Source organism: Pseudomonas sp. ACN8 (genome assembly GCF_002303925.1).
GTDB lineage: Bacteria > Pseudomonadota > Gammaproteobacteria > Pseudomonadales > Pseudomonadaceae > Aquipseudomonas.
This window is the reverse complement of the sequence record NZ_MRCS01000064.1, coordinates 22813-29050: the sequence shown is the minus strand read 5'-3', so window position 1 is coordinate 29050 and position 6238 is coordinate 22813. Positions and strand designations below refer to the sequence as shown.

The following is a 6238-nucleotide window of genomic DNA, read 5'->3' as shown; positions in this document are numbered from 1 at the left end:
CGCCGATGCTGTCGGCGATGAAGAAGAACGCGGATGGCTCACTGACCCTGTACATCCAGAAGGATTCGCCGGGCAAGGCCAAGGAAGCCAACTGGTTGCCGGCGCCTGACGACACGGTCTATCTGGTAATGCGCCTCTACTGGCCGAAGACCACGGCACCTTCGATTCTTCCCGCCGGCAGCGGCAGCTGGCAGCCACCGGCCGTGGTGGCATCGAAGTAACGCGAACTTGCGGCTGCTTGCCGATTGCAGGCAGCCGTTTGATTTGATTACTCGGTAGTTTGAAAGGGGGAGTGGCAACACGAGCTGATCGATGTATGGGGTTGTACGTTCGTCCGGTGACGATTTATCGGTGCCTGGATTGCAGGACAGTGCCGGGCGGGCACCTTTGACCGGTGGTTGATGCGTGTGAGGGAGAGTTGGAGACAAATGCTTGAGTGCCTTGAGGGCTCTTACTCAATATCTCCAGATTTTACTTGGATTTACTGCTTGGCTTTCGTTTCGTTGAGCGTATTGACGAATGACCCCTTTGTGTTTTGAGTACAAGCTTCAATCAGTTTTGGGGTTACTGTGAGGGTGCCATCGACATCCATTACGGCATCTACGGGCTTACCCGATTTAGTAAAACCCTCAGCGAAAAAAACGGCGCTGGGGCGATACGTTTCATCCATCTCCAAAAAGTCGCCACACGTCCACTTGTCGACAGGGGTCTTGGGCGCTTTCGCGGCCAAGACCGTTGAGCTGGTCATTATTACCAGGGTCGCTACAAGCACTTGCTTTGCATTCATTGAATTTATCTCGATACGGAGTTGCGTGGTAGAAAGCGCGAATGCTCGTTAATGGGCATTCGCAGTGACTGACTATAGGTCAGCATGATTGGACTTACCCCTACAAAACCGGACACCAACTCCCATTAAATGGATGCCGCGGCCAAACGCCTGAACTCTCTCGGTGAGCGATAGTTCAAGGCACAGTGCGGATGCTTCTCGTTGTAGTGTTCGAAGGCAATGGCCAGGTTACGCAGCGCCGTTTCTTGATCCGGCTCGGGTATGTGCGCCACGTAGTCCCGCTTGATCGTCTTCACGAAGCTCTCGGCCATGCCGTTGCTCTGCGGGCTGCGAACCGGTGTGGTCGCCGGCTGCAAGCCGATCTGCCGAGCAAACGAGCGCGTCTGTTCGGCGGTGTAAGCCGAACCGTTATCGCTGACCTTCTGTTGGATTTCAGCCACCAACTCACAAACGCTTACTAAAGAATGACGGATAAGGATCTTAAACTTCAAATAGCCGACGCACCTGCATGGGATCGGCTCTGCCGCTTTGTTCAAGAGGAAGGAAGTATCGTAGTTGCCATTGTTGTGTCCTAACGGCCTCTTTGGCGACTGGTTTGACCCAAGGTGGATAAACGCGGATGGCGCGTTTACCGCCTTTACCGTTAATCGCCATGATGCCCTTTGATACCAGTGTCTTCTGGTCGAAAACAAACTGTCCACGATGAGATGCATCGAACACACTCACCACAACAAAGGCTACACCGTCATCGACATCGAGAGGCGCAATGGTGCTGCCTGACGTCGGGCGCTTCCATATCGTGACGAACTGTCCAATCTTTGTCGGCGTTGTTTTAGCCACACGGAAGACAATGGTGTGTCCGTCGAGGCCAAGGCGGGAGGCACCATACTCGGCACTCTCAGCCTCGCGCAGAGCCTGATCCGTCAATTGCATTCCCGCCGGCTTGTACACATCCTGGATAGCCGCTATCAGATCGTTCGGAATATGGCCGAGGGCAGGGTCTGCCGCGCTTGCATACTTTGTGTCCGGGGCAGTCAAATCGCATTTCAACGGGAACTACTCCTAAATGACTCATTGACCATACGACCCAATCCGAAACATATGCTACGCCATTCGATATGCCGAAGCGGACTACGTGCGGTTACGTCGTGTGATCGCGCAAGGTGGGATAGCCAGACATCCTCGGAATTTGCGTCGATGTTGAAGCCGCGTCACATACACGAGGCAGGAGCCGTATGCGGTAGTTCCGCCCGTACGGATCTGAGCGGGGGGCAGCAGGTAACTGCCGTCCCTACCGCAACCGTTCAACGCTCGGCACGCTGCAAATAACGCCAGAACAGTAATGCATAGACGATGTCTCCCGATGCCACTACCGGCAATGGCCAGGGGATGCTGCCCGCCAGCCAGTGACCATAAACCACCACAACGAACAGTACTTTCAGGATTACCCCGAGCAGGATATAGGGACGATAGTGCAGCGGATCGCGAGCGATCATCCAATAGGCCCAGCCGAATACGATAACCAGGCACGTGGTGAGTTGAATGAAGAGGGTTGAGGTGGGGGTAATTTGCAGCCCCAACAGTGCAGCAACGGGTCGCAGAGCTATGAGTAGCGGAAGGCCCGCGAGTACGTTGAAGCAGGCGGCAGAAATAAACAGCTTGCGGGTATGACTGTCGGTCATGGGATTGTTCCTGAGAGGTGGTGGCGCCTCGCATCACGCAGAGACATCCTTGAACTTTTGAGTCTCAGCCAAGCAGCTTGAGTAATGCCGGATAGCTATTGGGAAACAGCCTGCTTATCCAGAACAAGGTGCTCGATTTGTTCCCTGTGATAATGCGTTTGGTTCCTTTGCGCAGCCCCTTGATGATGTCGCCGGCACAATCCGCCGCTGGCGTCAGTAGCATCTTGTCTGCCAGTGCCGTGAACTTTTCTTCTGTACTACCGGCGGCTTTGCAACGTCGCCCGGACTTTTCAATATTGGTTCGGATTCCGCCAGGGTGCACACATACGGCGCGTACACCGCTACCTTCGAGTTCCGACCATAATGCTTCGGTCAGACCACGTACGGCGAACTTCGACATGTTGTAAGCGCTTTGCATCGGGAAGCCCACCAGGCCAAATACGCTGGAAATATTGACGATGCAGCCTTCTCGCTGGGCCTGCATCATCGGCAGGAACGCTTTGGTACCGTACAACACGCCCCACAGGTTGATACCGAGTTGCCACTCGTACTCATCGATGGAGGTGTTGGCAACTGTCCCGATGACGGCGGCGCCCGCGTTATTGATGACGAAGTGCGCCGTGCCAAAATCGCGCTTCACTTCGTCGGCATGAGCCTGGAAGGCGTCCCAGGACGATACGTCCAGGAGGTAACTTTTCGCTTTGCTGGCGTCAGGCAACAGCTTCATGGTTTTGTCGAGACCCACCTGGTTGATGTCCGACAGGGCGACATGTGCGCCAGCTTCCACCATCTGGATAGCCAACTCCCGACCGATGCCTGATCCTGCGCCAGTGATGACGACCACTTTGTTTCGGAACATGTTTTTATCCTTCTTGTTTTGATTGGTTTCGCCACTACAATTTTTTTGCTGACAAGCACTATTTGCTGAGAATGTGGATCGCGACCGCTGCCTCCTCAATACCCTGCAAGCCGCCGCCGTTCTCCTGGATTGCATGGCGTGCGCCATGAACCTGGCGTGCGCCAGCCTCTCCGCGCAGTTGCGTCACCAGTTCGTAGAGCTGGCCAATCCCGGTAGCACCGAGCGGATGACCTTTCGATTCCAGGCCACCCGAGGTATTGACCGGGATGCGTCCGCCCAGGGTGAATTCGCCACGTTCAGCCGCGGGTCCGCCCTGACCGAACGGGACCAGGCCCAGGTTTTCGACCTGAATGATTTCGCCCATCGCCGAGGCGTCATGGACTTCGGCGACATGCATGTCTTGTGGCCCCAGACCCGCCAGGTCATAGGCCAGGTTAGCTGCCAGGTGACCGACGTTCAGTTCCGGCTGATCGAGCCGGCGATGGCTGAAGCTGCGGATGACACTGGCCGCTACCTTGATGCAGCGGCTCTTGTCGGCACCGATGCGTGTGAGTCCTTCCTCGGTGCACAGGATGGCGGCGGCTGCACCGTCCGACAGCGGCGCGCACATTGGCAGGGTGAGCGGGTAGGTGATCGGAGGGGCGGCAAGGATTTCGTCGATACTGAAGGATTTGCGAAATTGCGAGTAAGGGTTATGGACCGAGTGAGTGTGGTTTTTTGCCGACACCGCTGCGATCTGCCGCTGTGTGGTGCCGTAGGTTTTCATATGCTGGCGGCACAATGCGGCATAGATGGCCATGAACTTACTGTAAGGCTTGTCCGATTCCGACCCGGCGGGCGGCACCACGCCTTCGCCCATTTTCACCAGCGTCTGATAATTCTCTTCGGCGCAAGATACGTCCCAACCAGCCTCGAACAGCGAGAGGGCTTTGAGTTTATCCGGGATGTTCATCTTTTCCGCGCCCAACGCCAGCGCGATACTGGCTGTACCGGCCTTGAGGCTTTGCACGGCCAGATTGAAGGCTGAGCTACCCGAGGCGCAGGCATTCTCGACGTTATAGATAGGAATGCCTTCAATACCGATCTTGCTGAACACGACTTGACCGGGGATCGAGAGCTGGCCTTGCAACGGGCCATTGGTCATGCCGGCATAAAATGCGATATCGAGATCGGCGGCACTGCAGCGGGCGTCCTTCAATGCGCCCTGAAAAGCCTCGCGTGCCAAGTCGTCGAGGCTGCGTTCGGTGTGGCGGCCGAAAACGGTCATGGCGATGCCGGCGATATAGATATTGCTCATTGAAAATTCCTTATATTCAGTTGGTTGGTGTCCAGTTCGCATCCCTCCGGTTGTGTCAGATCTTGCGTGCCGAGTTTTCCCAATACGGCTGACGCAGTTCTTTTTTCAGCACCTTGCCCACCGGGCTGCGTGGCAGGCTGGTAGTGAAGTCGACCGACTTCGGTGCCATCACGCTGCCCAGCCTGGCTTTGCACAGCTCGATAAGCGCCTGTTCGGTGGTTTCCTGGCCTGGGTTGAGCTCGACCACGGCCTTGACGGCCTCGCCCCATTTTTCATCGGGCACGCCAATCACGGCGCAGTCCTGAACGGCCGGATGTCCCCACAGCACTTGCTCGACCTGGCTGGGATAAACGTTGAAACCGCCGGAAATGATCATGTCCTTTTTGCGATCGGTGAGGTGCAGATAGCCTTCGGCATCGATATGGCCGATGTCGCCGGTATGCAGCCAACCGTCGATGATGGTCTCGGCGGTCTTCTCCGGCTGCTTGTAGTAACCCTTCATGATCAGGTCGCCGCGCACGCATATTTCACCGGTTTCACCGCGCGGCAGGATCTGGTTGGTGTCGCTCATCACTTCGACGCGGACCAGCGGGTTGGGGCGGCCGACCGAGGACAGGCGTTCGTCGTCGGCGAATTGGCCGTCCACCAGATGCTCGTCGGGACGAAAGTTGGCGATGCTGGCCGGTGCTTCGGTCTGGCCATAGCCGCCGGTCATGACCGGGCCGAAAATCTCGATGGCTTTCTTCAGCTTGTCTACCGACATAGGAGCTGCGCCGTACAACAGGAACTTCACCGAGGAGAAGTCCAGCTTCTCGATACCGGGAATTTCCAACAGCCTGTAGATCACCGTTGGCGGCAGAAAGAGCTCGCTGACCTTGTGCTGCGCAATGGCGTTCAACATCAATGCCGGATCGGGTTTGGTAATGACCACGACAGTGCCACCTTGCGCCGTGCAGGGTACGGACAACAGGCCGGCAGTGTGGGTCATCGGTGCGGCGGCCATATTCACCGGCTTTTCACCATTGCGATAAGCACAGGTCAGCAGGAAGTGGGCGATGAACGTCTGCACGCTGCGGTGGGTGTTCATCACTCCCTTTGGCGTGCCTGTTGTGCCACCCGTGGGTGAGACCGCCACCACATCGTCCATGGCATAGACGACTTCGGGACGGCTCGCCGGCTGGCCGGCGCTCCATAGTTCCAGCGAAGGTGCATCGACTGCGTCGGCATCGATGCAGATCCAGTGCTTGATCTTCGGCAGCCTGGGCCGTAGCTCGGTGATGATTGGCGCGAAATCGTTTTGGTAGAACATCACCTCGCAATCGAATGCGTCGAGGATGTAGTGATTTTCTTCGCTCGAGTTGCGCGCGTTGACGGGAATCCAGGTCATGTTGGCGCGCCATAGACCCAGCGTGCAGGCCCAGGCGGTGACGTCGTTACCTGACCAGACGGCACCCTTGGTTTCCTTCGGCAAGCCCAGTGCGAGCAGCTTGTTGGCGATGCGACACGAGAGCTCGCCGATTTCGTTGAAGGTGTAAGAGCGCTCGCCCTGGATGTAGGCGACCCCGGCAGGGTTGATGCCCCAGCCGCGATCGTAAAAGTCGATGATGGCCATA

7 protein-coding genes and 1 pseudogene are annotated in these 6238 nt (G+C 56.8%); 1 reads left to right on the top strand and 7 read right to left on the bottom strand.

Annotated elements, in window-relative coordinates; all coding sequences use genetic code 11:
- The coding region (locus BSF44_RS26585) for a DUF1214 domain-containing protein (RefSeq protein ID WP_141250096.1) at positions 1 to 221 on the top strand (221 nt) is incomplete at its 5' end.
- Between the two features lie 260 nt (positions 222 to 481).
- Here the strand turns inward: BSF44_RS26585 and hdeA are convergent.
- The 7 genes and pseudogenes from hdeA to BSF44_RS26550 form a co-directional block, all read right to left on the bottom strand.
- Entirely contained in the window at positions 482 to 787 is a 306-nt protein-coding gene (gene hdeA, locus BSF44_RS26580) for an acid-activated periplasmic chaperone HdeA (RefSeq protein WP_095946012.1), read from the bottom strand.
- Positions 788 to 912: 125 nt separating this feature from the next.
- Positions 913 to 1206, bottom strand: a pseudogene (locus tag BSF44_RS26575) (integrase core domain-containing protein); the annotation flags it as partial.
- A gap of 61 nt (positions 1207 to 1267) precedes the next feature.
- Complete coding sequence (locus BSF44_RS26570) at positions 1268 to 1837, bottom strand: MepB family protein (RefSeq protein ID WP_095946011.1); 570 nt, start codon at positions 1835 to 1837, stop codon at positions 1268 to 1270.
- Between the two features lie 254 nt (positions 1838 to 2091).
- Complete coding sequence (locus BSF44_RS26565) at positions 2092 to 2469, bottom strand: hypothetical protein (protein WP_095946010.1); 378 nt, start codon at positions 2467 to 2469, stop codon at positions 2092 to 2094.
- 64 nt (positions 2470 to 2533) lie between these two features.
- Positions 2534 to 3328, bottom strand: coding sequence for an SDR family oxidoreductase (locus tag BSF44_RS26560; RefSeq protein WP_095946009.1), 795 nt, complete (start codon positions 3326 to 3328; stop codon positions 2534 to 2536).
- Positions 3329 to 3386: 58 nt separating this feature from the next.
- Positions 3387 to 4625, bottom strand: a complete 1239-nt coding sequence (locus BSF44_RS26555; protein ID WP_095946008.1) for a thiolase family protein — start codon at positions 4623 to 4625, stop codon at positions 3387 to 3389.
- A gap of 55 nt (positions 4626 to 4680) precedes the next feature.
- Positions 4681 to 6237, bottom strand: a complete 1557-nt coding sequence (locus tag BSF44_RS26550) for a class I adenylate-forming enzyme family protein (RefSeq protein WP_095946007.1) — start codon at positions 6235 to 6237, stop codon at positions 4681 to 4683.
- Position 6238: the final 1 nt, after the last annotated feature.